The sequence below is a fragment of the Streptomyces sp. NPDC002133 genome, assembly GCF_040296405.1.
In the GTDB taxonomy this organism is placed as follows: Bacteria; Actinomycetota; Actinomycetes; order Streptomycetales; family Streptomycetaceae; genus Streptomyces.
In genome coordinates, this window is the sequence record NZ_JBEOXF010000006.1 from 1 (window position 1) to 26,380 (window position 26,380).

The following is a 26,380-nucleotide window of genomic DNA, read 5'->3' on the forward strand; positions in this document are numbered from 1 at the left end:
CAGGGCGTCGGGACCCTTGGCCCAGCGGGAGCCGGGGTGCGGGGCGAGGTAGTCGGCGACCAGGTCGCCCCGGCCCTCCAAGCGCCTCCCGGACCGGCCGGCACGTGATCCGCGCTACGTACCTAGGTAGACCCATGCCTTCATCCCTGGCATTCCGCTCCTTGCACCCACGAACCGTCCTGGCGGTCGTGCTGCTCGCCGTCTTCGCTTTCGCGCTGCTCCAATCGCTGATCAGCCCGGTTCTGCCGACGCTTCAGGGAGAACTGGACACGACACAGAACCTGATCGCCTGGGTCATGACCGCCTTCCTGCTGTCGGCCTCGATCTGCACCCCCGTCGTCGGCCGCCTCGGCGACCGCTACGGCAAGGACCGCGTACTTGTCGCCTCGCTGATCGCACTTGCCGCGGGCTCGGCGATCTCGGCGCTGGCGCCGGACATCACTCTCATGATCGTCGGACGGGTGGTGCAGGGCGTCGGTGGCGGCGTGCTGCCCCTGGCCTTCGGCATCATCCGTGACGAGCTGCCACGAGAGAAGACACCGGGCGCCATCGGCTTCGCCGCGGCCCTCGCGGCGGTGGGCGGCGGTGTAGGCATCGTTCTGGCCGGACCGCTGACCGATGCCTTCGGCATCCGGTCGCTGTTCTGGATCCCGACGGCCCTGACCGCCGTCGCAGCCGCGGCGGCCCGCGCAGTCGTCCCGCCGTCACCGTCACGGAGCCGGAGTCCCATCAGCTGGCTCGCCACCGCACTGATGGCCGGCTGGTTGGTCGCTCTGCTCGTGCCGCTGGCCCAGGCGTCCCGGTGGGGCTGGACCTCCGCCGCGGTGATCGCGCCACTGGCGGCCGCCGTCGTGCTCGCCATCGGCTGGGTCGTCGTGGAGAAGCGCTCCGACCGGCCGCTGGTCGACATGCGCATGATGCGCATCACCGCCGTGTGGACGACGAACCTCGTCTCACTGCTGTTCGGCGTCGGCCTCTTCGCGGTCATGGCCTTCCTGCCCGCCTTCCTGCAGGCCCCGCCCGAGGCAGGCTACGGATTCGGTGCGAGCGTCACCCAAGCCGGGCTTCTGCTGCTGCCGATGACGGTGACGATGTTCCTCGCCGGGCTCTTCTCGGCACAGTTGGTCAGGCTCTTCGGGCCCCGGTACGTGCTCGTAGCGGCGTCGGCGATGAACGCCGTCGCCATTGCGATGCTCGCCCTCGAGCACGACCGCCCCTGGCAGATCCCGCTCGCGCTGGCCCTGCTGGGCGTCTCGCTCGGAATCGCGTTCGCGACGATGTCGAACGTCATCGTGGCCGCGGTCCGTCCCGACCAGACGGGCGTGGCCAACGGCGTCACCGCCAATGTCCGCACCATCGGAGGATCACTCGGTGTGGCCGTGATGAGCGGGATCCTCGGCGCGCACACGCCGGCCGACGGCCCACCCGCGGAGGCCGGTTACACCTACGGTTTCGCGATACTGGGAGTCGCCGGCCTCGCCGCGCTCGCGGTCGCCACGCTGATACCGGGGCGGCCGCCTCGCGGTGCGCACCCCGGCCAGGCCCGACGTTGAGCGGGCTCACCCGGCCCGGATCCTCGGGGCGAAGGCGAGCGGCCCGTCGGGTCGGTCAGCCGGCGGACGATTCCGCCGACTGGTCGAGCACGCTGCTCACGGCGATGCACGGGTCCGTGCCGGGCGCGGCCGTGACGATGGCGTCGGCGGCGCGCTCGGCAGCGTCGCGGAAGGCGGCGCGTTGTTCCTCCGGGAGTCCGCGCAGCACGTGGTCCTCGGCGAGGGCGACGCGCTCCTCGGCGTCAGCCAGCGCCTGCCGCCCGCCGTCGGTGGCCACGATGCGCCGGGCGCGCCGATCGCGCGGGTCCCGCTGCCGCTCGATCAGCCCGGCCGCCTCCAGGTCGTCGATCACGTACGTCAGGACACTGCGGTCGATCACAAGCCGGGCGGCCAGTGCCCCCTGTGTCGGCACCTCCTCGTGCACCACCACGGCCAGGATGTGGTAGCCGCGGCTGCCGTGCGGGAGGTCCTTCAACACCTCTTCGACGTACTCCTGCCAGCGGCGCAGCACCATCCCCAGCGACCAGCCGAAGTTCGCACCTCGCCGGCGGGCGCCCGTCTGCTGAGAACGGTCTGTAGCGGTTGGCATGCACACAAGCCTACCAGACGGTGTGTTGGCGGTCATATAGGTTGTCTTGCAAAAGATATGGATGGCATAATTGATGTCGGGCAACTCAAATGTGTCGGGACTTCCTGGTCCCGGCAGGCAAGCCGGGCTGCCCGTCAAGGTCCGCTGTCCGTCCATCGGACGAGGCGATGCGGCCCGACGCGGCACCAAAACGGAAACGGAGCACCAGCCGTGCGAAAGATCCACCAGATCTACATCGACGGAAAGTTCGAGATACCCCACGGAACCGAGCTCGCCCCCCTCCACAACCCGTCGACCGGCCAGGTCATCGGGGAGGTGCGACTCGCCGACGAAGCCGATGCCGACGCCGCGGTCGCCGCGGCCAAGCGCGCCTTCGCCTCCTTCTCCAAGACCGGCAAGGAGGAGCGCATCGCCATCCTGAAGCGCCTGAGCGCGGCGTTCGCCGAGCGCCTCGACGACATCAAGGCGGCGATGACCGAGGAGTACGGCGCGACCCGAGGCATCGTCGACGGCCTCGTTCCCCTGGCGCCCGGGATGTTCGACGAGGCCGTCAAGCTCCTGGAGTCGTACGAGTTCACCAGGACCCGCGGCACGACCACCGTCTCCATGGATCCGCTCGGCGTCGCCGTGGCGATCACCCCGTGGAACCTCAGCGTCGTCTTCGTGGCGCAGAAGGTCGCCGACGCCCTCGCCGCCGGGTGCACCATCGTCGTCAAGCCCAGCGAGCTCAGCGCGCTCCAGACGCAGGTCATGTCCGAGTGCTTCGACGCCGCCGACCTCCCGCCCGGCGTGGTCAACATCGTCACGGGCCGCGGCCGGACCGTCGGCGACACCCTGACGTCGCACCCCGACGTCGCCAAGGTCGGCTTCACCGGATCGACAGCCGTCGGACAGCAGATCATGCGGAACGCCGCCGACACCTTCAAGCGCCTGACACTCGAGCTCGGCGGCAAGAGTCCGAGCATCCTGCTCGACGACGCCGACATGACCTCCGCCGTCTCCGCGGCGCTCGCCTCCGGATTCCTGAACAACGGCCAGACGTGCTTCGCCGGGACCCGGATCCTCGCGCCGGAGAGCCGGCTCGACGAGGTGGTCGAAGCGATCGAGTCCGCGATGCCCGCGTTCACGGCCGGTGACCCGCAGGATCCGGCGACGGGCGTCGGACCCGTGGTCAGCCAGGCGCAGTTCGATCGCGTCCAGAGCTACATCCGTCTCGGCCAGGAAGAAGGCGCGCAGCTGCTGACCGGCGGGGAGGGCCGGCCCGAGGGCCTGGAACAGGGGTGGTTCGTCAAGCCCACCGTCTTCACGGGCGTCACCAACCGGATGCGCATCGCCCGCGAGGAGATCTTCGGCCCCGTTCTCGTCGTCATCGCTTACAAGGACGAGGACGAGGCGGTCCGCATCGCCAACGACACCCCGTACGGACTGCAGGCACACGTCTTCTCCAGCGACATCGAGCGGGCTCGCCGTGTCGCCGAGCAGATCGAGGCGGGCACCGTCCTGATCAACCGGATCTTCGGCGACCCCGAGGCGCCGTTCGGCGGGGTCAAGCAGTCCGGCATCGGCCGCCAGCACCACACCTACGGACTGGAGGCCTTCCTCGAGCCGCGCGCCATCACCGCCTGAGCGTGGGCGTGCCGGGCTCTGCGTGAGGCTGGGACGCGCCCATCGGCCGGCGCATCCAGCCCAGGACGTGATCGAGGAACCGGATTTGTGCGCGGGGTCGAACCTGAGCTGGAGGACCGGTCCTGGCAGGTCCCTGTGTCCGGCCGTCGCTCCGATCACGGACGCCGCCAGGAACGGGGGCCCGGCGCCCCATTCGCCGGGCCGCGCCCGTTGTGCGGATCTCGAGCCCGAACGACTGGCCGGCGCCTCCCCGTTCACCAAGTACCACGCATGCACCGTCATGGAGTACGGCAACGGAAACTCTGACGCCTCGTGTGATCCGCCCGACCGCGGGTGCGAACACCCCCCACACACACCAGGAAGGACCGCGGCTCGTGCCCGCCACCACACAGGCACGAGCCGCCCTCGAGTTGCTCATGAATCGACAAGGGGCCGCGAAGGCGGCCAGGAAGGGCGGCGCGCCATGGACACCCCCCTCATCGCCCCGGGACGCACGGTGGCCCGGGTCGTGACCAAGTTGAACCTCGGTCCCAACGACCAGTCCGACGACAGGGCCTTGCTCTTCAGCCCGGAGAACCCCGCGCTGACGGATCCCTTCCTGATCCTGGGCGAGGACTGGGTCTCCTCGCCCGGTTTCGAGTGGCACCCGCACCGTGGCATCGAGACGGTGACCACCGTGATCGACGGAGTGCTCGAACATGGCGACAGCCACGGCAACGTGGGCGCGCTCCAGGCCGGGGACGTGCAGTGGATGACCGCCGGTCGCGGCGTCATCCACCGTGAACTCGCCTACCGCGACGAGCACGCCCACATCATGCAGCTGTGGATCAACCTGCCCGCCGACCGGAAGATGACCGAAAGTCGCTACCAGGACCTGACCATGTCGGCACGCCCGCGCGTGACCCGGCCCGGCGCCGTGCTCGACATCGTTTCCGGAACGGTCGAGGGGGTCACCGGCCCGGCGCTCAACCATGTGGACGTGCAGGCCGTGATGGTGACCCTCGAGCCCTCGACGGCCCTCGCCTACACGCTGCCGGCCGGGCACCGCGCGTTCGCGTACGTCCTGTCCGGCCGTGTCGCGGTTGCCGGCCAGGACATCGATGCCGGGCAGAGCGCCTGGTCCGACCCCGTGTCGGATGCCAGCGGCGACAGCGCGCTGTCCCTGGCCACTCCGGACGGCGACAGGACGACACGGCTCATGATCTACAGCGGTGCGCCCATCGGCGAGCCGGTCGCCTTCGGCGGCCCCTTCGTGATGAACCACCGATCCGAGATCGCGCAGGCCTACGCCGACTTCCGCGCGGGCAAGTTCGGCGGGGTGCCCCGACAGGCGCGGTTGGCGTACGACCGGTGAACGCGTCGGCCCTCGGCCGACGGAGAGCGGTGCAGCACTGGTAACACCAACCGTCTACACGGACTGTGGCAGACGCAGCAGGCGTAACTCGGCCGAAGCGCTGTCCGACCCGCCCGGAACGGCGTGCCCGAAGCCGGTCTCGCACACGGGACGGACCGCAACGCGGGCCCGGTCGTGGGTCCGCTCACCACGGGAGCACTGGTCACCGGACACGTGCCGACTCGAACTCGGGCTCGGCCTGCCCACCGCCTGAGGCGGTCTCGCGCTCCGCGTCCTCAGCGAGGTGGGTGCCGCCCGTGTTCGTGAACTTGTCCGCAGGCCGGGCCATCGGCGCCCCTGACCCTGCGGATCGGGCAAAGACGTCACCCGCTCCCACCAATGCGATGCGGCGGCCACCGCCTGGGTCAGGCCCGTCGCCCGGCGCCCACCGGCAGCCCTGTGGGTCACCAAGGTGCTGCTCAACATCCGTACTGGCAGTGGTTGCTGTGGTGACGCCCGCCACGTCGGGGCGAAGGGCCACTCGGCCAGGAGAGGTGAGGATCCGTCCCGACGCCGGCCCGTGTCCCAGGGCTCCGACGAAGGGGCGGGCGGCCGTGGAGTCGATCGGCCGCAGGGGCCGCAGGTGCCGGATGAATCGGCGTCGGTGGTGCAGGGGCGGTATCCGCATCCCGCGCCCTGTGGCGCTGGGGGGATACCGCCCCGGCGGACACGGTGACTCGGCCGCATCCGATGGCCGCTACCCCGTCCCTTGGGAGCGGCCCCCTGCACATTCATGCCCCTGACATGGTGCAGGTGTCTGCAGGCCTGGTCGGCGTGCATCGCAATCTTGAATATAGTCGATGATTTATGACTCTCAAGCATTTTCGGGATGTGATCGTCGTCTCGCCCGGATGACCTCGGCAGCCGGGTCGAGCGGTGCGTCACGCCTCCGGCATCGCCAGGGACCTTCCACGGAAGGTCCGCGTCGTACCCGTCCAGGGCGTGTGTGGCTTCGTCCGCGGCAGTCCGGCGTTGACCGGGACGTGCAGCGGGGCCTGGATGGTGTTGCCGGAGCCCACTCCCGGGGAGTCCGCCGTGCCTACCCGTCGCCGAGCACCGGAGGCCGCGTCGCCCGGCTCGTCGGTGTCCGACGCGTGCCGCGCGGGTGTGGATCAACGGACTTGTGGGACAGCACTCCCGGCCCGTCCTGGGTTCCGCCGGTCGCCGGCGGCAGTTCCACGGCCGTCCGTGGTCAGCGGTGGTCGTCGGACCTGTCCGCGTGGGTCGGCGTGCCCCGGCCACCGTCCCCGCCGCCCCCCGCGCCGGCCGTGCTGTCCGTCGGCGTGACGCTCCAACTGGAGAGGATGCGGAGCTTCTCCTCGGAGGTGGAGCCGTGAGCCGCGGCGTAGAGAGTGACATACAGGTCGGAGTCGGCCGCCGGATGCAGCGTCTCGTAGGAGAGTGTCATGTCGCCCACTGCCGGGTGGCGGAAGCGCTTGGTCCCGTACGTGTGCTGGAAGACACGGTAGTTGGCCCAATAGCGGGCGAACTCGTCGGACCGTGTGCTCAGTTCACCGACCAGCGATGAGAGGGCCGGATCCGTGGCGTCACGTCCTGCGGTCACGCGCAGAATGGCCACCGTCTGCTCGGCGATCTCCTCCCAGTCGGGATAGACCTCACGGGCCCTGGGATTGAGGAACATCCAACGGGCCATGTTGCGCTGCGCGGTCGGCATGGAGTCGAAGTCGTCGAGGAGGATCTTGCCCATCCGGTTGATGCCCGCGACCTCCAGGCGGGGGCCGTGCAGCACGGCGGGTGTCGGATCCAGCGATGCAAGCAGGGCGAGGAGCGCGGGCCGGGCCCTGAGCAACGGCGCGACCCCCGAGCTGCGCGACGGTACCGGGGCGCGGGACGGCCGGCCGGTGTTGGTCCTCACCAGATCGAACAGGTGCCGCCGCTCCACCTCGTCGAGCTTGAGGGCGGCCGCCACCGCGTCCAGGACCTGGTCGGAGACGTTGCGGGCACGCCCCTGCTCCAGGCGCGTGTAGTAGTCCGCGCTGACCCCGGCCAGTACGGCGATCTCCTCCCTGCGCAGTCCGGCGACCCGGCGGCCGTCGGCATGCCAGGGCAGCCCCACGTCGGGCGGCGTCAGCCGAGCCCGTCGGGACTTGAGGAATTCACGCAGCTCGGATTGCTTGGCCATACCCCCGAGTATTCGCGCGCCCCGACGCGGGTGCCAGGGCGAAGGGGGGTCTGCCGGACCCAGGAACACCGGGGCCGGACAAGTCCTGGGACGACCGAACCGCCGGTGGTCGTATGGAGGGCGTCAGCCACCGCGGAAGCGGCTGGCTCCCCCACGCCCCTCTTCAGGAGTTTTCCCATGCGTACCTGGTTCATCACCGGCGCCTCCCGCGGCTTCGGACTGGAGATCGCCCGACAGGCCCTTCGGAACGGCGACAGCGTCGTGGCCACCGCCCGCGATCCGAAGGCGGTGAAGGACGCCCTGCCCGGCCACGACGACAGGCTGCTGGCCCTTTCGCTGGTCGTGAACTCCGCCGAGCAGGCCGATGCGGCGGTCGCCGCCGCCCTCGAACGGTTCGGCCGGATCGACGTGCTGGTCAACAACGCCGGACGCGGTCTCGTCGGGGCCGTGGAGGAGACCTCCGACAGTGAGGCCCGCAGTGTCTTCGACACCAACGTCTTCGGCCTGCTGACCGTCACCCGGGCCGTGCTGCCGGCCATGCGTGCCGCGCGGGCCGGCACCGTCCTGAACGTCAGCTCCGTGGGCGGTTTCGTCGGCTGGGCCGGATGGGGCGTCTACTGCGCCACGAAGTTCGCCGTCGAAGGGCTCACCGAGGCCATGGCCCTGGAACTCGCCCCGCTGGGAATCAGGGCCTGCGCCGTGGAGCCCGGCCCCCTGCGCACCGACTTCCTCGATGGCTCGTCCCTGCACCGTGCCGGGTCCGTCATCGATGACTACGCGGACAGCTCCGGTGCCTCCAGGACCTGGGCCGACGCATCCAATCACGCTCAGGCGGGCAACCCCGTCAAGGCGGCTCAGGCCGTGATCGCGGCAGTGGACGGCTCGTCCCTGCCCATTCGCCTGCCCCTCGGCGCGACCACCGTCCACGACATCGAGGCCAAGCTGTCCGCCACGGGGGACGTACTGGACACGTGGCGCGACGTTGCCCTGTCCATCGACGACCTGTCCATCGACGACCTGTCCATCGACGACCTGTCCGTCGACGACCTGCCCGTCACCGCCTGACCTGGACGCCCTCGTCCGAAGCCGGGCCCCGAGCGGGGAAGGGGGCCGATTGATCGGCAACACACGTGAAGGGGCTACTCAATGACCGACCATGGCCATGAGCTCTTGTTCGGCACGTCCATCACGCCCACCGCAGCGTGTACGTGTCGAGGAAGTCAGAGTTGCAGGGATGGTCCTGAGACGTCGCCACATCCAGACCGGCGGCTTCTGTGAGCTCCGCCGGCGCCACGGCCTGTGCCGGTCGTGTGAAGCAGGTCCACACGCCCGCTGAGCCCGGTGCGCCCGACCCGCCTCGCTCGGCGAGCGCCCTGTTGGGAGGGGCCAGGCCTCACCGGCACGCTCCACCGGCGCCCACCCTCGTCGCTTCGAACAGGGCGGAACGTGGAGCGACGAGTGCCTGGAGACCGGTCAACATGCCCTGTCAGGGCTCGCCCTGGGTCCCGCCATCGGGCTTACGGCCTCCGGGCACGGCGTGGCTCGTGGCTCCCGGGTTCCGTTCCCGAAGCGTGGGCGACCGAGCGGCTGCCCGATGGCGGTGCGGCACCGCCGCCTGGCAGACGCCTACCAACCCTCGCCCCGAGCGGTCCCGGGCAACGATCCACTGGACCCCGGCCGACACGTGGCGGAGGACTCGGTCTGGACCCTGCCGCTGGGGAACCGGTCTCCGCCGAGGCGGACGGCCAAGGTGTCGAGCAGCGGGCCGGTGTCATGAGGCCGTGAGCCCTGCCCGCGCGTCGTCGGCCGCGTCGCTCACAGCCGACCGGCCGTGTCGTCGGCCGCCGGCTCCAGCGCCTCTACCGAACGGGTCGCGCTGCCCGCTGACGGCGCCGTGGCGGCCTTGCCACGGCGTCCGCTCAGGCGCAGGGCGATCGGTTCGGTGTAGCGGGCGGTTAGCGGACCGACGATCACCAGGACCAGGACGTAGGCGGTCGCCAGCGGACCGAGGGAGGGTTCGATGCCGGCGGTGACGGCGAGCCCGGCTATGACGATGGAGAACTCGCCCCGGGCCACGAGCGCGCCGCCGGCCCGCCACCGGCCCTTGGCGGAAATCCCGGCGCGCTTCGCGGCCCAGTAGCCGGTGGCGATCTTCGTCAGCGCGGTGACCACCGCGAGCGCCAGGGCGGGCACGATGACGGGCGGGATGGATGCGGGATCGGTGTGCAGGCCGAAGAAGACGAAGAACACCGCCGCGAACAAGTCCCTCAGCGGGCTGAGCAGGTTGTGCGCGCCCTCGGCGACCTCCCCGGACAGGGCTATGCCCACCAGGAACGCGCCCACCGCGGCGGAGACCTGGAGCTGCTGCGCGATCCCTGCGACCAGGAGGGTCAGACCGAGGACGACCAGCAGCAGTTTCTCGGGGTCGTCGCTGGAGACGAAACGGGAGATCACCCGCCCGTAGCGCAGGGCGACGAACAATACCGCCCCGGCGACCGCGAGAGCGACCGCCAGCGTGGCACCGCCCGTTGCGAGGCTGGCGCCGGCCAGCAGAGCGGTGACGATCGGCAGATAGACGGCCATCGCCAGGTCCTCGAGGACCAGGACGCTCAGGATCACCGGGGTCTCGCGATTACCGAGCCGCCCCAGATCGCCGAGCACCTTGGCGATGACGCCGGAGGACGAGATCCAGGTGACACCGGCCAGCACCACGGCGGCCACCGGTCCCCACCCCAGCAGCAAGGCCATGGCGGCCCCGGGGAGGGCGTTGAGGGCGAAGTCGACCAGTCCGGCCGGGTACTGGGTCTTGAGGTTGGAGACCAGGTCGCTGGCGGTGTACTCCAGCCCCAGCATCAGCAGCAGCAGGATGACGCCGATCTCGGCGCCGATCGCCACGAACTCCTCGCTCGCACCGAGCGGCAGCAGCCCGCCCTCGCCGAAGGCGAGACCGGCCAACAGGTAGAGCGGGATGGGCGAGAACTGGAATCGTCCGGCGAAACGACCCAGCAGGCCGAGACCGAGGATGATCGCACCGAACTCGATCAGGAAGAGGGCGGAGTGCACGCGTTCAGTCCCGTCCGAGTATCGCAGCGGCGGCAGCGACACCCTCGCGGGTGCCGATGACGATCAGCGTGTCCCCGCCGGCCAGCCGGAAGTCCGGGGTCGGCGACGGGATTGCCTCCGCCCGGCGCAGCACGGCGACGATGGATGCGCCGGTCTCCGTCCGTATGCGCGTCTCGCCCAGCACCCGGCCGTTCCAATACGACTGGACGGACACTTCGATGCGCTCGGCGACCAGGCCCAGGTCTGTGGTGTGCAGCACGTTGGGGCTGTGGTGCGCCGGCATGAGCGCGTCGATGAGCGAGGCCGACTCCGGACCCGTGAGATGAAGCGAATGCGCGCAGGCATCAGGGTCGTCGCTGCGGTACACGTTCACGGTGCGTGTGCCGTCCCGGTGTGCGATCACCGACAGATGACGGCGTTCTCGCGTGGTCAGGTCGTACTGGACACCGATGCCGGGCAGCGGTGTGGTGCTCATGCGCGGAGCAGGCACAGCCTGTCCCCTCCTGGTTGTCCGAGTGTTGTGCGACCGTGCGGCGGCGGATCGGGCAGGGTCGACCGCGGGCACGACCGTCCATGGTGCCACCTGCAGGTAGCGCGGGAAATGGGTGTCGTCACGGATGGACAGCGGACCGGGACAGCGGTCAGGCTGAGGCGGGGAGATAGATTCCGTCGCAGGTCAGGGTACGAATGTGGTCGGCTTGAAGAGGGAGCGGCGATAGTGGTGGTGGGAGCCCACCGAGAAAGGCGAGTGCATGTCGCTGTACTGGCGGATCTTCCTTCTCAACGCCGCCGTGCTGGTGGTCGCGGTGCTGCTGCTGCTCGGCCCGGTCACGGTGTCCACCCCGGTGCTGCTCGGTGAAGCGCTGATCCTGGCCGCCGGACTCGCGGCCATGCTGATCGCCAACGCGGTGCTGCTGAGGATCGGACTCGCACCACTGCAACGCCTGACCCGGGCCATGGCGACGGCGGATCTGCTCAGGCCGGGCAGTCGGCCGGTCGTCACGGGCCACGGCGAAATCGCTGCGCTGACCAAGACGTTCAATGCCATGCTCGACCGGCTCGAGGCCGAGCGGGCCACCAGCAGCGGCCGCGTGCTGTCCGCGCAGGAGGCGGAACGCCGGCGCATCGCCCAGGAGCTCCACGACGAGGTCGGGCAGACCCTCACTGCGGTCCTTCTGCAGCTCAAGCATGCAGCCGACCACGCTCCCCAGCCGGTGCGCGAGGATCTCTGCCAGGTGCAGGAGACCACCCGTGCCAGCCTGGACGAGATCCGGCGCATCGCTCGCCGGCTGCGACCCGGCGTACTGGAGGAGCTCGGCCTGCACAGCGCACTTCGTGCCCTGGCCGCGGAATTCACCACACCCGGCCTCAGCGTGCACTGCTCCATCGGCCCGGGCCTGCCCCCGCTGGACCACGCGACCGAGCTCGTCTTCTACCGGGTGGCCCAGGAAGGACTGACCAACACCGCACGCCACTCCGGCGCGAGCCAGGTGGAAATGGAGCTGCGCATCCTGCCCCGAGGCGGCGTGGGCCTGATCGTCCGCGACAACGGCAAAGGGCTGGGGCAGGCGGCCGAAGGCGCCGGCATTCGCGGCATGCGTGAACGCGCCCTCCTGATCGGAGCCGAGCTGTCCGTCGGCCCGGGCGGCCACGGGGGCACGGAGGTACGTCTGGACGTCACCGACGCGAAGGGGAACGCCCGATGACCGCACCGGCTCGCATCCTGCTTGCCGACGATCACGCCCTGGTGCGCCATGGGGTGAGGCTCATTCTCGACAACGAGCCCGACCTCACCGTGGTGGCCGAGGCCGACGACGGCGCCGAAGCCGTCGCCCAGGCGCGAAGCACGGACATCGACCTGGCCATCCTCGACATCGCCATGCCCCGTCAGACCGGACTGCAGGCAGCCCGCGAGCTCTCGCGCCTCCGCCCGGACCTACACATCCTGATCCTGACGATGTACGACAACGAGCAGTACTTCTTCGAGGCCCTCAAGGCAGGCGCTAGCGGCTACGTCCTCAAGTCCGTCGCCGACCGCGACCTCGTCGCAGCCTGCCGCGCCGCCATCCGCGACGAACCCTTCATCTACCCCGGTGCCGAGAGCACCCTGATCCGCAGGTACCTCGACCTCTCCCGCAGCGGCGACCCCCTGCCCGCCCGCCCCGTCACGGAACGCGAGGAAGAGATCCTCAAACTGGTCGCCGAAGGCCACACCTCGAAGGAGATCGGCGACATCCTCTTCATCAGCACCAAGACGGTCGAACGCCACCGCGCGAACCTGCTCCAGAAGCTCGGGCTGCGCGACCGCCTCGAACTCACCCGCTACGCCATCCGCGTCGGACTGATCGAACCATGACCATGTCCAAACGCCAGTCCGCCACGGGCTTCCACTTCTCCCGGGCCGGCGGCACCTGCCCGCTCTGGAACGTCTACGAGGCATTCGCGGCCCCCGGCCGCATCGACGTCCAGGTCGCCGAAATGCCGGACGGACAACGCTATTTGTGTACCGCTCGTGCCATCACCCGGCAACGCGGCGGCTGGGGTGAACCCGGCAAGACCTTCGCCATCGGCCTGGGTTGCGAGATCCGTCACGCCCACCGGCTCGTGTACTCCGACGGGCTCGACCTCGACAGCGCCTCCGTCGCCACGCCCATCGGCATGGGCTGCCGCGTCTGCGAACGCCTCGACTGCCCACAACGCGCCGCACCACCCCTCGGACGGCCGCTGCAGATCGACCAGAACAGCAGCACCTTCGCTCCCTATCCGGTGCGGCCCACTACGTCCTGACCACTTCCCGGGGGACCTCGGAGCAAGCGTGACCGATCACCGTGAGGCGCCCTGTGGGACCGGGCAGCGGCGTGCTTGGTCAGGCACGCACCGCGCCGCTGCGCAACGTGGCCGGTCCGATCAGGAGAGGAACTGGTGGACGAGAGCAAAGCGGACTCGGACCCGCGCGCGGAGACCGGGCGTCCGGGCCCGTGAACTCGCCCTCGGCTGTGCCCTCGTGGGCCCCCTGACCGAACTGCCCGGTGAGCGGGACGGGCAAGGACACGTGGTACGACGGTTCATCGCCGCCCCGCTGGAAGCCGTACCGGACGTGGATTGCAGGGACCCCGGCGAGAATCCCCGGGGCCCCGAGATCTGGCCCTCAGTCCGCGTCCCGTCGGCAGGCCGAACTCCCCTCCCGGCCCACGGGCGTCTCCTTGCCGGTCACCCACGGACGGGAGGGTCAACCGACGTGGACGCGGGGCCGGTTCGCCCGGTCGGGTTCGGCGACGCGCAGGACCTCGCGGGTGACGGGGGCGACCTCGCCCTGGCCGAAGAGGAAGAAGCGGAGGAAGTTGGCGAACGGGGTGCCCTCGGTCCATTCGAAGTACATGTGGGGGCGTTGGCCGGACGCGTCGCGTACGTGGAGGAGCAGTGCGGCCAGCGCGTTGGGGACGGAGGAGCTCTCCAGGGTCAGGACGCGGTAGCGGCCGTGCAGGACCTCGCCGCGTACGTTCAGGCCGGCCTCGAACTCCGAGGGGTCGCCGACGGTGACCTCGACGAAGACGAAGTCGTCCTCGGGCGGGATGTCGTTGTCGGCCCGGATCTGATGGATCTTGTCGCGGTACTCGGCGACGTCGCGCTGGTCGGGTTCGTTGGCGATGAACCGGATCGTGCGATGGGAGATGTCGCGGACGAAGCGCTCGGCCATGTCGTCCAGCGTCACGCCTGTGACGCGCAGCTCGAAGGCGCGGGCCAGCCGGGAGGCCAGGGACAGGATGATGATGCCGGCGATGAAGCAGGCGCCGATCTTCACGCCGTCGGGCCGTTCGACGACGTTGAGGGCGGTGGTGTAGAGGAAGACCGCCGAGATGACGGCGAAGGCGATCGTCCAGCGCCGCTGCCCGGCGCGGCTGGCGGCGATCGTCACCGCGATCGACGCGGAGCAGATCAGGACGAGCACGCCGGTGGCGTACGCGCCGCCCTGGGCGTCGACGTCGGCGTCGAAGATCCAGGTGACGAGGAACGCGACCAGGGTGAAGACGATCACCATGGGGCGCACGGCGCGTGCCCAGTGGGGGGCCATACCGTAGCGGGGGAGGTACTGGGGCATGAGGTTCAGCAGCCCGGCCATGGCGGAGGCGCCGGCGAACCAGAGGATGGCGATGGTGGCGACGTCGTAGACGGTGCCGAAGGCGCCTCCGAGGTACTGGTGTGAGAGGTAGGCGAGGGCGCGTCCATTGGCTTCGCCGCCCGGCTCGAACTCCTTCGCCGGGATCAGCAGCGTGGTGATGAAGCTGGTCGAGATCAGGAACACGCTCATGATCAGCGCGGCGGTGGTGAGCAGCTTCTTGGTGCCGCGGATACGCCCGGCGGGCTTCTCCTCGGTGTCGCCCGGAGCGCCCTCGACATGGGGCATGACCGCAACGCCGGTCTCGAAACCGGACAGGCCGAGCGCCAGCTTGGGGAAGACGATCAGCGCCACACCGATCATGGCCAGAGCGTTTCCGTGCTCGGTTGTGAGGGCCGTGGACCAGTCGGTGACGACGTGCGACTCGGTGGCGATGTGCCACAGGCCGACGATCACGACGACCGCGTTCAGGGCCAGATATACCCCGACGAGGGCGACGGCGACGCCGATCGCCTCCAGGAAGCCCTTGAGGAAGACCGCCCCGAGGAGCGCGATCAGCAGCAGGGTGACGAGCATCTGCTGTCCGTGCAGGAAGCCGGGCACGTGCGGGTTCTCCACCAGATGGATGGAGGAGTCCGCCGCCGACAGGGTGATCGTGATGAGGAAGTCGGTGGCGGCGAAGCCGAGCAGGGTCAGGACGAACAGCTTGCCCTTCCAGAACGACAGCAGTCGCTCCAGCATGGCGATGGAGCCCTGACCGTGCGGGCTCTCCTCGGCCACCCGCCGGTAGACCGGCAGCGCGCCGGCCAGCGTGACGATCACCAGCACGATGGTGGCCACCGGCGACAGCAGTCCCGCCGCGAGCGCGGCGATGCCGGGCTGATAGCCCAGGGTGGAGAAGTAGTCGACGCCGGTCAGGCACATGACCCGCCACCACCGCTGCCCCTTGTGCACGGGCTTCGGCTCGCCGGGTGCCCCCTTCTGGTGCCTGGCCATGTCGGACAGGCCCTCCAGCATCCACGCGCGCAGGCGGCTCGTACGGGCCTGGACGGGGGTGGTCATCTTGTGCTCCTGACCTACGGCGAACGATTTCGGCCATCACGGAGACGGCCCGATCAGCGTATGCACGGAAGCAGCCCGCAGGCCCTGAGGCACCCGCCCATGCTCAGAGACGGATTGGGTCGGCCGTAATCGGTGTGGGGCCGAGGAGACGGGCGCGTGGGGGCTGTCAGGTCCTCGAATCCGGGCAGGTGGCACACGGCTTGGCCCGGCCAGCGGGCGATGCGACCCTCGATCGCGACCGGCTCGACCGGTTCGAGGGAGCGACTGGACGCCCCGTCAGGTCGAGCGTGGCGGGCGTATATCGCCCTACCAGGTGAAGTGGTCCGCGCATCTGGCGCAATCATGCCGAGGGCACGCGGCAGATCGACCGGCTCGCTCGGTTGTGTGCCGCCGGGGGTCGTGGAGCACGGCCGTGGTGAATCGGCCGACCAGGGCGTGTTCTGTTGAGGTGGTCCGGGCCGATCGCGCCGACGGCGGGCAGGAGGACGCCGGTCGGGCCGCCGGCTCCCGAGCGGTGGAGGAACGGGCTCCGCCCGTCGATGTCGAAGAAGCGCCCCATCGGGACCTGATGCGTGTGCGTGGTGGTCATGCGTGCCGTGGTGGGCTCGCCGTGGCGCACGGCGCCAGGGGTGCGGGCGGCCGGGTGGTCGGCTGCCACCGGTATTCCCTGCTCTTGTCTCCCCGCCCTTGACCTGAACAAAGCTTGAGGTTCTACGGTCTTCTCATGAGCATGGAGACCACAGCCTGGATGCAGTTGCACAGCGTCATGAACGCACAACGGGACAGGCGCCCCCTCGCCCGGTCCACCCTGCGCCGCATCGGTGCCTTCGCCCTGCCTCACCGCCGTCGCATCGTCCAGTTCGTGCTGCTCGGCATCGTGGGCGCGGTGCTCACCGTGGCGACGCCGATCCTCGCCGGACGCGTCGTCGACGCGATCGTGCACGGGTCCGACCCGGGCGTGGTCGTCCGGCTCGCGCTGCTGATCGCCCTGATCGCGCTCGGTGAGGCCGCACTCGGCCTGCTGAACCGCTGGCTGTCGGCGTCACTGGGGGAGGGGCTGATCCTGGACCTGAGGACCGCCGTCTTCGATCACGTCCAGCGCATGCCGGTCGCGTTCTTCACACGCACCCGCACCGGCGCGCTCGTCAGCCGCCTCAACAACGATGTGATCGGCGCACAGCGCGCGTTCAGCAACACACTCTCCGGAGTTGTCGGCAATGTCGTGACGCTGCTGCTCACACTTGCCGTGATGCTGGCCCTCTCCTGGCAGATCACCCTGCTCGCCCTCGTCCTGCTGCCGGTGTTCGTCGTGCCTGCGCGCCGCATGGGCACCCGTATGGCGAGGCTCCAGCGCGAGGCCGCCGATCTCAACGCCGTGATGGGGACGCGGATGACCGAGCGTTTCTCGGCGCCGGGCGCCACGCTGGTGAAGCTGTTCGGGCGGCCCGACGAGGAGTCGGCGGAGTTCGAGGCCCGGGCGCGCCGGGTGCGCGACATCGGTGTACGGACGGCGATGGTGCAGTCGGCCTTCATCACCGCGCTCACGCTGGTCTCCGCGCTGGCCCTCGCCCTGGTGTACGGCCTCGGCGGCTGGTTCGCCCTGCGCGGCTCCCTCGAGCCGGGCGCTGTCGTCGCCCTCGCCCTGCTCCTCACCCGTCTGTACGCGCCGCTGACGTCGCTCGCCGGCGCCCGCGTCGAAGTCATGAGCGCCCTCGTCTCCTTCGAGCGGGTCTTCGAGGTACTGGATCTGAAGCCGCTGATCGAGGAGAAGGCCGACGCCCGGCCCGTGCCGAAGGGACCCGTCTCCGTCGAGTTCGACGACGTCCGCTTCGGCTACCCGTCCGCCGACAAGGTCTCCCTCGCCTCCCTCGAAGAAGTTGCCGCACTCGACACGCGCGGTGGCGCCGAGGTCCTGCACGGCATCTCGTTCCGTGCGGAACCCGGCCAGACCGTCGCCCTCGTCGGCTCGTCCGGCGCCGGCAAGTCGACCATCGCCCAGCTGCTGCCCCGGCTGTACGACGCCGATGAGGGTGCCGTCCGCATCGGCGGCGTCGACGTACGCGACGTGACGGCTGAATCCTTGCGAGCCACACTCGGCATGGTCACCCAGGACGGGCATCTCTTCCACGACACCGTCCGCGCCAACATGCTCCTCGCCCGTCCGGAAGCGACGGAGGACGAGCTGTGGGACGTCCTGGGGCGGGCCCGCCTCGACGACCTCGTGCGGGGCCTGCCGGACGGGCTCGACACCGTCGTCGGCGAGCGCGGATACCGGCTCTCCGGAGGCGAGCGCCAGCGGATGACCATCGCCCGTCTGCTGCTGGCCCGGCAGCGCGTGGTCATTCTCGACGAGGCCACCGCGCACCTGGACAACACCTCCGAGGCCGCCGTGCAGGAGGCGCTCGCCGAGGCGCTGGAGGGCCGCACCGCCGTCGTGATCGCCCACCGGCTGTCCACGGTCCGCGCCGCCGACCAGATCCTCGTCGTCGAGGCCGGCCGGATCGCCGAACGCGGCACCCACGACGAACTGCTCGCTCTCGACGGGAGATATGCGGAGCTGTACCGCACCCAGTTCACGAAGCGGGGGTACGGGCAGGACGTGCCGCAGAGTGCGGATGAGTCGGTGGCCGTGGCCTACTGAGCGGGCGAGGCCGGTCAGGAGGCGCGGGAGCAGCCACATGTCCTGATGCCGCCCTCACCTGTTCCAGCTTCCTCGGTCCGCGCTGGCCTTGCCCGTCCACAACCTCCCGAGACGGAACAGCTACGCCGGGTGCCGCACCCGCAGGCCGTTCACCGCACATCGCAGCTTGGCCGTGCGCTCGGCGAGGGCGGACGCCTCGGAGCCCTCCGTGGTGCGCAGTTGCAGCTCGATCTGGGCGAGCTCTTCGGCGATCTCCGTCAGCCGTTCCTCCGGTCCCGCCGCCTCCACGGGCGTCCGGTCGGTGACCAGAAGCCTCCGCAACTGCTCGGCCTGCATCGCCAGCTGGCGGTTCTTGCGGTCCAGGTCGAGGAAGACGCCTACTTTGGTGCGCAGCACCCAGGGGTCGAACGGTTTGGTGAGGAAGTCGGCGGCGCCGATCGCGTACCCGCGGTAGGCGTAGTCCGTGTCGGCGTCGGTCCCGGTCAGCAGGATGATGGGCACGTCCTTGGTCTGGTCGAGGCGCTTGATGTTGGCGGCGGTCTCGAAGCCGTCCATGCCGGGCATCAGGACGTCCAGCAGTACGACGGCGAAGTCCTGGCGCAGCATCGCCTTCAGCGCCTCCTCCCCGGAGGACGCGCGTACCAGCTGCTGGTGGAGGGGGCCGAGCACGGCCTCCAGCGCGATGAGGTTCTCCTCCATGTCGTCGACGAGGAGGATGCTGCACTTGTCAGGGGCGGTGGTGGTCATGGCCTCTGCCTCGGCGATTCTCGTCGTCGTCAACGCCGTCGTCATCGCCGTCGGCTTCGGCGGTCGTGGCTTGTACCTCGGCGGTTTCCGGATGGGCATCCCGCACCTGTACCTGCTCGGGTTCCCGCTCCGGATTCGGCTTCGGCGCAGAGGGCGCGCCCTGCGGGTCGAGCAGGTCGCAGATGACCGACAGCAGATGGTCGACGTCCACGGGCTTGGGTACGTAGTCGGAGGCGCCGCTGTCGATAGCTTTGGCGCGGTCTCCCGGCATGGCCTTGGCGGTCAGCGCGATGATCGGCAGATGGGCGAGGCGGGGCGTGCACCGGATGGCGCGTATCGTCTCGTAACCATCCATCTCGGGCATCATGATGTCCATCAGAACCAGCGACACATCGGGGAACCGCTGCAGGACCTCGAGGCCCTCGCGGCCGTTCTCCGCGTACTTCACCGTGATACCGACGCGGCCCAGCACATGCGTGAGCGCGAAGACATTACGGATGTCGTCGTCGACGATGAGGAGGAGCCGTCCGGCCAGCACCCGTCCGGGGCGTCCGCTCAGCCACTCCTTGAGCCGTGTCGTCTCCGGCCATGCGTCCTCTCGGACCTCCGCGGACGCGACGGTTCCCCAGCCGACCAGGCTGTCCGGACTGCCGGTCGCGGTGTTCGGCGCGTAGTCGGTGGCGGCCCGCACCGGCTCCGGCTGCAGGGGGAGCGCGGGCGGGGGAGGAACCGGGGCAGACGCGGGAGCCGGGGCGGGTTCGAGCTCGGAGGCCGTGGCAGGGGGGCCCGAGACCCGCAGTGCCGCCGCTTCCGGCGTGGCGGCGGCACCGGGGTAGCGCGCCGGAATGTAGAGGGTGAACTGGGAGCCCACGCCCATCTCGCTCTCGGCGACGATCCGGCCGCCGAGCATCCCGGCGATCTCCCGGCTGATGGACAGGCCGAGACCCGTACCGCCGTACTTGCGGCTGGTGGTGCCGTCGGACTGCTGGAACGCTTCGAAGACCACCGGAAGCTTCTCCGGCGGAATGCCGATCCCGGTGTCCTTGACCGAGAAGGCGACGACGGCCTCCGCCTTCTTCAGCGTCTCTTCCTCGAAGCGCTCCCCGGACACCCGATCGACACGCAGCTCCACGCCACCCGAGGTGGTGAACTTCACCGCGTTGGACAGCAGATTGCGCAGGATCTGCTGGAGCCGCTGTTCGTCGGAGAACAGCTCCCGTGGCACGTCGTCGGCCACCGAGATCTCGAAGCTCAGCCCGCGGTCCACGGTCAGCGGGTGGAACGTGGCGTGCACGTAGTCGAGCAGCTTGTCCAGCGGCAGCCACTTCGGGTGCACGTCCATCCGGCCGGCCTCGATCTTCGACAGGTCGAGGATGTCGCTGATCAGCTGGAGCAGGTCGGAGCCCGCGCGGTGGATGGTGGCGGCGAACTGCACCTCCTGCTCGGACAGATGATCGTCGGGGTTGTCGGCGAGGAGCCGCGCCAGGATCAGCAGCGAGTTGAGCGGAGTGCGCAGCTCGTGCGACATGTTCGCGAGGAACTCCGACTTGTACTGCGAGGCGGTCGCGAGCAGCGCCGCCTTCTCCTCCAGCTCGGCATTGGAGCGCTGCAGCTCATCGGAGCGCATCCGCAGCTCGGCGGTGAGCCTCTGCGACTCCGACAGCAGAGACTCCGTACGGGAGTTGGCGATGATGGTGTTGATCGAAACACCGATGGTGTTGGCGAACTGGTCGATGAAGGCCAGGTGCACGTCGCTGAATCTGCTGAGGGAGGCCAGCTCGATCACTCCGAGTACCTGGTCCTCGAAGAGGATCGGCAGGATGACGACGCTGTGCGGGAGCGCCGAACCGAGCCCGGAGTTGATGGTGATGTAGTCCGGCGGGGAGTCCGTGATGATGATGCGCTGCTTCTGCTGGGCGGCTTGGGCGATCAGGCCGCGGCCCGGGGTGCCGGTTCCGGGGAGCGGTCCGCGGCCGTCGGCCTGGTCGGTGCCGTACCCGGCGATGAATTCCAGGCTCGCGCCGGGCAGTGCACCGGCCTCGGACAGGAAGAACGCGCCGAACTGGGCGTTCACCAGCGGTGTCAGCTCGCGCAGGATCAGGTCGGCGACCTCCACCAGGTCGCGGTGGCCCTGCATCAGGGCGGCCATACGGGTGAGGTTGGACTCGAGCCAGTCCTTGGCGCGGGTGGTCTCGCGGAGGTTGGCCACCATGAGGTTGACGTTGTTCTTCAGCTCGGCGACCTCGCCCTGCGCCTCGACCGCGATGGAGCGGGACATGTCGCCCTGGGTGACCGCGCTGGCCACCTCGGCGATGGCGCGCACCTGGGTGGTCAGGTTCAGGGCCAGCTCGTTGACGTTCGTGGTCAGCCGCTTCCATGTCCCGTACACGCCTTCGACGCGGGCCTGGCCGCCCAGCTGCCCCTCGCTGCCGACCTCGCGGGCGACGCGGGTGACCTCGGACGCGAACGAGGAGAGCGTGTCCACCATCGTGTTGATGGTCGTCTTCAGCTCCAGGATCTCGCCGCGCGCGTCAACGTCGATCTTCTTCGACAGGTCGCCCTGGGCGACGGCGGTGGCGACCTGGGCGATGTTGCGTACCTGGGAGGTGAGGTTGTCGCCCATGAAGTTGACGTTGTCGGTGAGGTCCTTCCAGACGCCGGAGACGCCGCGTACCTGGGCGCGGCCGCCGAGTCGGCCATCGGTGCCGACCTCGCGGGCGACGCGGGTGACTTCGTCGGCGAACGCCCGCAGCTGGTCCACCATCGTGTTGATGGTGTCCTTGAGTTCCAGGATCTCGCCGCGTGCGTCGACCGTGATCTTCTTCGACAGGTCGCCGTCGGCGACGGATGTGGTCACCTGGGCGATGTTGCGCACCTGGGAGGTCAGATTCAGTGCCATGAAGTTGACGTTGTCCGTCAGCTCCTTCCAGACGCCCGAGACCCCGCGGACCTGTGCCTGACCGCCCAGGTTCCCCTCGGTGCCGACCTCGCGGGCGACGCGGGTGACTTCGTCGGCGAACGCGGACAACTGGTCGACCATTGTGTTGATCGTCGACTTCAGCTCCAGGATCTCGCCCTTCGCCTCCACGGTGATCGTCTTGCCGAGGTCGCCCTGGGCGACGGCGGTGGCGACCTGGGCGATGTTGCGTACCTGGGAGGTGAGGTTGTCGGCCATGAAGTTGACGTTGTCGGTGAGGTCCTTCCAGACGCCGGAGACGCCGCGTACCTGGGCGCGGCCGCCGAGTCGGCCTTCGGTGCCGACCTCGCGGGCGACGCGGGTGACTTCGTCGGCGAACGCGGACAACTGGTCGACCATCGTGTTCACGGTGCTCTTGAGTTCCAGGATCTCGCCGCGTGCGTCCACCGTGATCTTCTGGCTCAGATCGCCGTTGGCGACCGCCGTGGTCACCTGGGCGATGTTGCGCACCTGGGACGTCAGGTTCGATGCCATGAAGTTGACGTTGTCGGTGAGGTCCTTCCACACCCCGGAGACGCCCGGTACCTGGGCTCGGCCACCCAGCTGCCCCTCGGTGCCGACCTCGCGGGACACCCGGGTCACCTCGTCGGCGAACGCCCGCAGCTGGTCGACCATCGTGTTGACGGTGAGCTTCAGCTCCAGCAGCTCGCCGGTCGCCTCGACCGTCACCTGCTGGGTCAGGTCGCCGCGCGCCACCGCGGTGGTCACGACCGCGATGTCGCGGACCTGCGCCGTCAGCCGCGAGGCCATCGTGTTGACGGCCTCCGTCACGGAGCGCCAGTCGCCCGACAGGCCCTGCACCTTGGCGCGCCCGCCCAGTCGGCCCTCGGTGCCGACCTCGCGGGCGACCCGGGTCACCTCGCCGGTGAACAGCGACAGCTGGTCCACCATCCGGTTCACGCCCCGCCCCAGGCGCCGCAGGTCGCCGCGGAGCTGGCGGGTCTCGTGGTGGAGCTCGACCCGCTGGGTCAGATCGCCGTCCGCGACCGCGTCCAGTACGCGCGTGGCGTTCGCAACCGGCGTGACCAGGGCTTCGAGCAGTGAATTGGTGGCGTCCACGCTGGTGGTCCAGGCGCCCTGTCCGGGGCTCGCCGCGATCCGCTCGTCCAGCCGGCCCTGCCGAACCACCTCGCGGCGCACCCGCTGAAGTTCCGAGGCCAGATGGGCGTTCCGCGCGACGATCTGGTTGAAAGCTCCCGCCATCTCGGCGAGCGGGCCCTCGTGCGATCCCTCCACACGTACGGTGAAATCCCCGTCGCGCAGAGAATTCATTGCTGCGAGCAATGGGCGCAATTCGGCCGGGCGCACCCACTGCCCATCCGGGGCGGAGGCTGGTTGACCTGTGCGTTCAGCTGACTCGGCGAATTCCCCGGACGAGGTGGCGGGGAAAACGGAATCGGGTGCGGCCGGGTCGATCGCCATGGGCACCCCATTCTCGGAAATCGGTATATATGGGCATCTTGATCTCTTTATTAGGTTACATTGGGTGTTCTCAATGTCGAAGTGATCCCGGGGGCCGCACGTGGGGCCGTCCTCCCTCTACCCACGAGAGTCCGTTTCGCGGATGAGGCTCCCCGCGAACGAGCTCGCGCCTTCGGCTGCGCGAAAATTCGTGCGCGCCGCACTCGCCGAATGGGCCTCGCCGGCGCTCTCCGATACGCCCTCTGCGCCCCGGCCGCCGGTGATCACCGACCGGTTCGTCGACGACGCCGTGCTTCTCGTCAGCGAACTGGTCACCAACGCGATCATGTACGCCGGCACCGACGTCGAGGTGGCGTGCTGTCTCGGGTCCGGGCCCGGACCCCTCGTCCCGTCCGCGGCGGATGCGCCCGGGCCCTCGGGCGTCGTCGTCGAGGTGGTGGACCACAATCCCTCCCGCGCGGTGCGCGGCGGGAGGGACGCATGGCGCGAGGGCCGCGGCCGTGGCTTCCAGCTCGTACGCGCACTGGCCGAATCGTGGGGGGTGATCTACCGGCACAGCGAGAAGTCCGTGTGGTTCCGGCTGGAGACCACCCGCAGCCCGCCGCAGCCCGACGGCTCTGTCGAGGCCTCCACCGACAGCACCGCCGAGGACGCTCTCCAGCGCGAGCTGAGGGGCCCCGACATTCTCCCTCCCTCCCGGCCCCGCCCCCGTCGAGGCCGCACCGCCGAATGGGTCGACCGCGGCGGGCCCACGTTCCTCGCCGAGGCCGGCGAACTCCTCGCCGGGCAGCTGGACGAGGACATGGTCGCCGCGATCGCGGGACAGCTCCTGGTGCCCAGGCTCGCAGACTGGTGCGGCGTGTGGTTGACCACCGAGTCCGGCGCCATGCGGCTTTCCCGCGTCTGGCACACGGACGAACGGTGCATCGGCGGGCTGCGCCTGGCGCTCGAGAACGACCCGCCGCCCGCCCGCCTCCGCACGACCGGAATTCCCTGGCCCTGGCCGCAGAACGCGGACGGCGTCGGCGCGGGCGGCTCTGCGCTGCTCTTCCCCCTCGTCGCGAGCGGCTGCTGCCACGGCGCGGTGTTGGTGGGGCGTAAAGGGGTCTCACAGATGACCGACGGCCTCGCGCGGCTCGCGGAGGACGTGGCGCGGCGCGTGGCCCACGCCGTCGCCACGGCCCGCCACTACACCAAGCAGGCCACCATCAGCCGGGCGCTCCAGCGCCGGCAGCTGCCCGAATGCCTCGCCGAAATCCCGGGCTTCGACACGGCGATCGTCTACGAGCCGCGAGGCGAGGGCCAGACGGTCGGCGGCGACTTCTACGACCTCTTCCCGATGGGAGACCTCCAAGACCGTCGCTGGTGCTTCCTGCTCGGCGATGTCATGGGCCACGATGTGGAGGCGATGTCCGTCACCGGCCTCGCCCGGCACCTGGTGCGCCTGCTGGCCCGCGAGGGACACGGCGTCGAATCACTTCTCGGCAGGTTGAACATCGCACTGGCGGAGGAGAGCGTGGAGGCCGTCGCACTCGGCGGCGAGCAGGTGGGGCCACGCTTCCTGAGCCTGCTCTACGGCGAGTTGGAACCCGACCCGCTGGTGGGCGGCGCACGCTGCACGATCGCCAGCGCCGGCCACCCGCTGCCACTGCTGCTGTCGGCCGACGGCGACGTGGCGCCTGCCGCGGACCCGCAGTTGTTGCTGGGGGTCTCCGAGAGCGCGGAGTTCCACGCCAACTCCTTCCACCTCGCCCCGGGGGAGACACTGCTGTGCGTGACCGACGGCGTGACCGAACGCCGCCGGGGAAACCGTCAGTTGGACGATGCCGACGGGCTGGCCGAGGTGTTGCGGGGGTGCGTCGGAATGGGTGCGAAGGCCGTGGCGGAGCGGGTGCGGCGGGCCGCGCACGACTTCGACACCAGTCCGATCGACGACGACCTCGCTGTGATGGTCATCGAAGCGATACCGGTGCCAGTGCCCGGGGGCGGGCCCGGAGCGGAGCAGGACGAAGCCCGCCCCCGCCCCGGTACGCAAGGCGGCCCGTACGCAGCCGGGCCCACGACGTGACGGGCTCACGCGGCTCGGTACGCGGCCCGGCGTGAAGCAGGGACCATCCACCCCGACAGGGCGGCCTGCGGATCGGACATGATGCCTCGCACATCGACGCCGCAGGCGCGCCAGGCGCCGCAGAGATTCCGCCGAGCCGTATCCGAGGCACCGGCCCGCCCGTCCATGTCATTGCCGTGCGGTGGGGGTTCGCGCCGGCACGGTGGCGTTCGGTGGCCTCGTGGGTGCGCGTGCGCCGTCGGTGCGGTGGCGGGCGGCCGGACCTATCGGGGTCAGGCGGTCGCGGGGGCTGATCGACTCGGACGCGATGAGCGAGCCTTCCACCGCCGCCCGGCGTGAGCCGTGTCTCACCCGGGCACTGCCGCTTGTCTATGCAACGAGTTGCATAGAAGGTTCGGGGTATGGCGCTCGAGCACGCGATCCTCGTCTCCCTGCTGGAGAAGCCGGGCTCCGGCTATGAGCTGGCCCGGCGGTTCGAACGGTCCATCGGATACTTCTGGACCGCCACTCACCAGCAGATCTACCGCGTTCTCAAGCGCATGGAGAGCGACGGCCTGCTCGCCGTCCGCGAGATGCCGCAGGAGAGCCGGCCGGACAAGAAGGAGTACTCCGTCGTAGGCCCCGGCCGCGCCGCCCTCTCTCAGTGGCTGCAGGAATCGATCGAACCCGAGAGCATCCGGCACGACCTCGCCGTGAAGATCCGCGGCGCGGCCTTCGACGACCCGTCCGTGCTGATTCGTGAGGTCGAGCGGCACCGCCTGGTGCACAGCGACCGGCTCGCGCACTATCTCGCCGGGGAGCTGCGCGACTTCACGGGCCCGGCGGCCCCCACCCCGCTCGACGCCGGACAGGAGCTGCAGTACGTCGTGCTGCGCGGCGGCATCGCGTACGAGCGGATGACGATCGCCTGGCTCGACGACGTACTCGCCACCCTCCGCCGGCTCGACCCGTCACACCGGCATGCCTGAACTGCCGGTCA

General features: G+C 69.8%; 17 protein-coding genes and 2 pseudogenes. 10 read left to right on the forward strand and 9 right to left on the reverse strand.

What is annotated here, in order from left to right; all coding sequences use genetic code 11:
* Positions 1 to 161 precede the first annotated feature (161 nt).
* Positions 162 to 1,553, forward strand: coding sequence for an MFS transporter (locus ABT078_RS09510; RefSeq protein ID WP_351225634.1), 1,392 nt, complete (start codon positions 162 to 164; stop codon positions 1,551 to 1,553).
* Between the two features lie 55 nt (positions 1,554 to 1,608).
* On the opposite strand, the gene ABT078_RS09515 is transcribed toward ABT078_RS09510, so the two are convergent.
* Positions 1,609 to 2,142, reverse strand: a complete 534-nt coding sequence (locus tag ABT078_RS09515) for a MarR family winged helix-turn-helix transcriptional regulator (protein ID WP_351225636.1) — start codon at positions 2,140 to 2,142, stop codon at positions 1,609 to 1,611.
* A 210-nt stretch (positions 2,143 to 2,352) separates the two neighbouring features.
* On the opposite strand from ABT078_RS09515, the gene ABT078_RS09520 reads away from it, so the two are divergent.
* Together ABT078_RS09520 and ABT078_RS09525 are read left to right on the forward strand one after the other, a co-directional pair.
* Complete coding sequence (locus tag ABT078_RS09520) at positions 2,353 to 3,768, forward strand: aldehyde dehydrogenase family protein (RefSeq protein WP_351225637.1); 1,416 nt, start codon at positions 2,353 to 2,355, stop codon at positions 3,766 to 3,768.
* A gap of 463 nt (positions 3,769 to 4,231) precedes the next feature.
* The gene (locus ABT078_RS09525) at positions 4,232 to 5,122 is read left to right on the forward strand and encodes a pirin family protein (protein ID WP_351225639.1); all 891 of its coding nucleotides are present in this window, start codon (positions 4,232 to 4,234) and stop codon (positions 5,120 to 5,122) included.
* A 202-nt stretch (positions 5,123 to 5,324) separates the two neighbouring features.
* Here the strand turns inward: ABT078_RS09525 and ABT078_RS09530 are convergent, their stop codons facing one another.
* From ABT078_RS09530 to ABT078_RS09540, 3 genes and pseudogenes are all read right to left on the reverse strand, one after another.
* Positions 5,325 to 5,450 (reverse strand): hypothetical protein, encoded by a 126-nt coding sequence (locus tag ABT078_RS09530; protein ID WP_351225641.1) that lies wholly within the window; start codon positions 5,448 to 5,450, stop codon positions 5,325 to 5,327.
* A gap of 592 nt (positions 5,451 to 6,042) precedes the next feature.
* Positions 6,043 to 6,216 (reverse strand): annotated as a pseudogene (locus ABT078_RS09535) (chaplin); the annotation flags it as partial.
* A 137-nt stretch (positions 6,217 to 6,353) separates the two neighbouring features.
* On the reverse strand, positions 6,354 to 7,304 hold the full coding sequence (locus tag ABT078_RS09540) for a helix-turn-helix transcriptional regulator (RefSeq protein WP_351225643.1): 951 nt from the start codon (positions 7,302 to 7,304) through the stop codon (positions 6,354 to 6,356).
* A 177-nt stretch (positions 7,305 to 7,481) separates the two neighbouring features.
* Here ABT078_RS09540 and ABT078_RS09545 point away from each other — a divergent pair, with 177 nt between their 5' ends.
* Positions 7,482 to 8,369, forward strand: coding sequence for an oxidoreductase (locus ABT078_RS09545; protein ID WP_351225645.1), 888 nt, complete (start codon positions 7,482 to 7,484; stop codon positions 8,367 to 8,369).
* A gap of 750 nt (positions 8,370 to 9,119) precedes the next feature.
* Here ABT078_RS09545 and ABT078_RS09550 read toward each other — a convergent pair.
* Together ABT078_RS09550 and ABT078_RS09555 are read right to left on the reverse strand one after the other, a co-directional pair.
* The gene (locus tag ABT078_RS09550; RefSeq protein WP_351225647.1) at positions 9,120 to 10,367 is read right to left on the reverse strand and encodes a cation:proton antiporter; all 1,248 of its coding nucleotides are present in this window, start codon (positions 10,365 to 10,367) and stop codon (positions 9,120 to 9,122) included.
* 4 nt (positions 10,368 to 10,371) lie between these two features.
* A complete protein-coding gene (locus tag ABT078_RS09555) occupies positions 10,372 to 10,842 on the reverse strand; it encodes a cation:proton antiporter regulatory subunit (protein WP_351225649.1) in 471 nt (156 codons plus the stop codon).
* A 277-nt stretch (positions 10,843 to 11,119) separates the two neighbouring features.
* Between ABT078_RS09555 and ABT078_RS09560 the strand changes: the two genes are divergently transcribed.
* The 3 genes and pseudogenes from ABT078_RS09560 to ABT078_RS09570 all read left to right on the forward strand — a co-directional run.
* Positions 11,120 to 12,073 (forward strand): sensor histidine kinase, encoded by a 954-nt coding sequence (locus ABT078_RS09560; RefSeq protein WP_351225651.1) that lies wholly within the window; start codon positions 11,120 to 11,122, stop codon positions 12,071 to 12,073.
* Positions 12,070 to 12,723, forward strand: coding sequence for a response regulator (locus ABT078_RS09565; protein ID WP_351225653.1), 654 nt, complete (start codon positions 12,070 to 12,072; stop codon positions 12,721 to 12,723). Before ABT078_RS09560 ends, ABT078_RS09565 begins: the two co-directional genes overlap by 4 nt.
* Positions 12,705 to 13,154, forward strand: a pseudogene (locus tag ABT078_RS09570) (helix-turn-helix domain-containing protein); the annotation flags it as partial. The gene ABT078_RS09565 and the pseudogene ABT078_RS09570, both read left to right, overlap by 19 nt.
* Before the next feature lie 442 nt (positions 13,155 to 13,596).
* On the opposite strand, the gene ABT078_RS09575 reads toward ABT078_RS09570, so the two are convergent.
* Positions 13,597 to 15,546, reverse strand: a complete 1,950-nt coding sequence (locus ABT078_RS09575; protein WP_351225655.1) for an APC family permease — start codon at positions 15,544 to 15,546, stop codon at positions 13,597 to 13,599.
* Between the two features lie 730 nt (positions 15,547 to 16,276).
* Here ABT078_RS09575 and ABT078_RS09580 point away from each other — a divergent pair.
* Entirely contained in the window at positions 16,277 to 18,187 is a 1,911-nt protein-coding gene (locus tag ABT078_RS09580) for an ABC transporter ATP-binding protein (protein ID WP_351225996.1), read from the forward strand.
* Positions 18,188 to 18,307: 120 nt separating this feature from the next.
* On the opposite strand, the gene ABT078_RS09585 is transcribed toward ABT078_RS09580, so the two are convergent.
* Together ABT078_RS09585 and ABT078_RS09590 are read right to left on the reverse strand one after the other, a co-directional pair.
* Positions 18,308 to 18,934, reverse strand: coding sequence for a response regulator (locus ABT078_RS09585; protein ID WP_351225657.1), 627 nt, complete (start codon positions 18,932 to 18,934; stop codon positions 18,308 to 18,310).
* A complete protein-coding gene (locus ABT078_RS09590; RefSeq protein ID WP_502981183.1) occupies positions 18,915 to 23,183 on the reverse strand; it encodes a hybrid sensor histidine kinase/response regulator in 4,269 nt (1,422 codons plus the stop codon). The genes ABT078_RS09585 and ABT078_RS09590 overlap by 20 nt, the downstream gene beginning before the upstream one ends.
* 292 nt (positions 23,184 to 23,475) lie before the next feature.
* Here ABT078_RS09590 and ABT078_RS09595 point away from each other — a divergent pair, with 292 nt between their 5' ends.
* Both ABT078_RS09595 and ABT078_RS09600 read left to right on the forward strand, forming a co-directional pair.
* The gene (locus tag ABT078_RS09595) at positions 23,476 to 25,401 is read left to right on the forward strand and encodes a SpoIIE family protein phosphatase (protein WP_351225661.1); all 1,926 of its coding nucleotides are present in this window, start codon (positions 23,476 to 23,478) and stop codon (positions 25,399 to 25,401) included.
* A 401-nt stretch (positions 25,402 to 25,802) separates the two neighbouring features.
* On the forward strand, positions 25,803 to 26,369 hold the full coding sequence (locus ABT078_RS09600) for a PadR family transcriptional regulator (protein WP_351225663.1): 567 nt from the start codon (positions 25,803 to 25,805) through the stop codon (positions 26,367 to 26,369).
* The last annotated feature ends 11 nt before the right edge of the window (positions 26,370 to 26,380 follow it).

Bases quoted from the DNA above. Each gene is read 5' to 3' on its own strand.
- ABT078_RS09515 (WP_351225636.1), bottom strand. From the start codon at position 2,142: ATGCCAACCGCTACAGACCGTTCTCAGCAGACGGGCGCCCGCCGGCGA.
- ABT078_RS09525 (WP_351225639.1), top strand. From the start codon at position 4,232: ATGGACACCCCCCTCATCGCCCCGGGACGCACGGTGGCCCGGGTCGTG.
- ABT078_RS09530 (WP_351225641.1), bottom strand. From the start codon at position 5,450: ATGGCCCGGCCTGCGGACAAGTTCACGAACACGGGCGGCACCCACCTC.
- ABT078_RS09540 (WP_351225643.1), bottom strand. From the start codon at position 7,304: ATGGCCAAGCAATCCGAGCTGCGTGAATTCCTCAAGTCCCGACGGGCT.
- ABT078_RS09545 (WP_351225645.1), top strand. From the start codon at position 7,482: ATGCGTACCTGGTTCATCACCGGCGCCTCCCGCGGCTTCGGACTGGAG.
- ABT078_RS09555 (WP_351225649.1), bottom strand. From the start codon at position 10,842: ATGAGCACCACACCGCTGCCCGGCATCGGTGTCCAGTACGACCTGACC.
- ABT078_RS09560 (WP_351225651.1), top strand. From the start codon at position 11,120: ATGTCGCTGTACTGGCGGATCTTCCTTCTCAACGCCGCCGTGCTGGTG.
- ABT078_RS09565 (WP_351225653.1), top strand. From the start codon at position 12,070: ATGACCGCACCGGCTCGCATCCTGCTTGCCGACGATCACGCCCTGGTG.
- ABT078_RS09575 (WP_351225655.1), bottom strand. From the start codon at position 15,546: ATGACCACCCCCGTCCAGGCCCGTACGAGCCGCCTGCGCGCGTGGATG.
- ABT078_RS09580 (WP_351225996.1), top strand. From the start codon at position 16,277: ATGGAGACCACAGCCTGGATGCAGTTGCACAGCGTCATGAACGCACAA.
- ABT078_RS09585 (WP_351225657.1), bottom strand. From the start codon at position 18,934: ATGACCACCACCGCCCCTGACAAGTGCAGCATCCTCCTCGTCGACGAC.
- ABT078_RS09590 (WP_502981183.1), bottom strand. From the start codon at position 23,183: ATGAATTCTCTGCGCGACGGGGATTTCACCGTACGTGTGGAGGGATCG.
- ABT078_RS09595 (WP_351225661.1), top strand. From the start codon at position 23,476: ATGAGGCTCCCCGCGAACGAGCTCGCGCCTTCGGCTGCGCGAAAATTC.
- ABT078_RS09600 (WP_351225663.1), top strand. From the start codon at position 25,803: ATGGCGCTCGAGCACGCGATCCTCGTCTCCCTGCTGGAGAAGCCGGGC.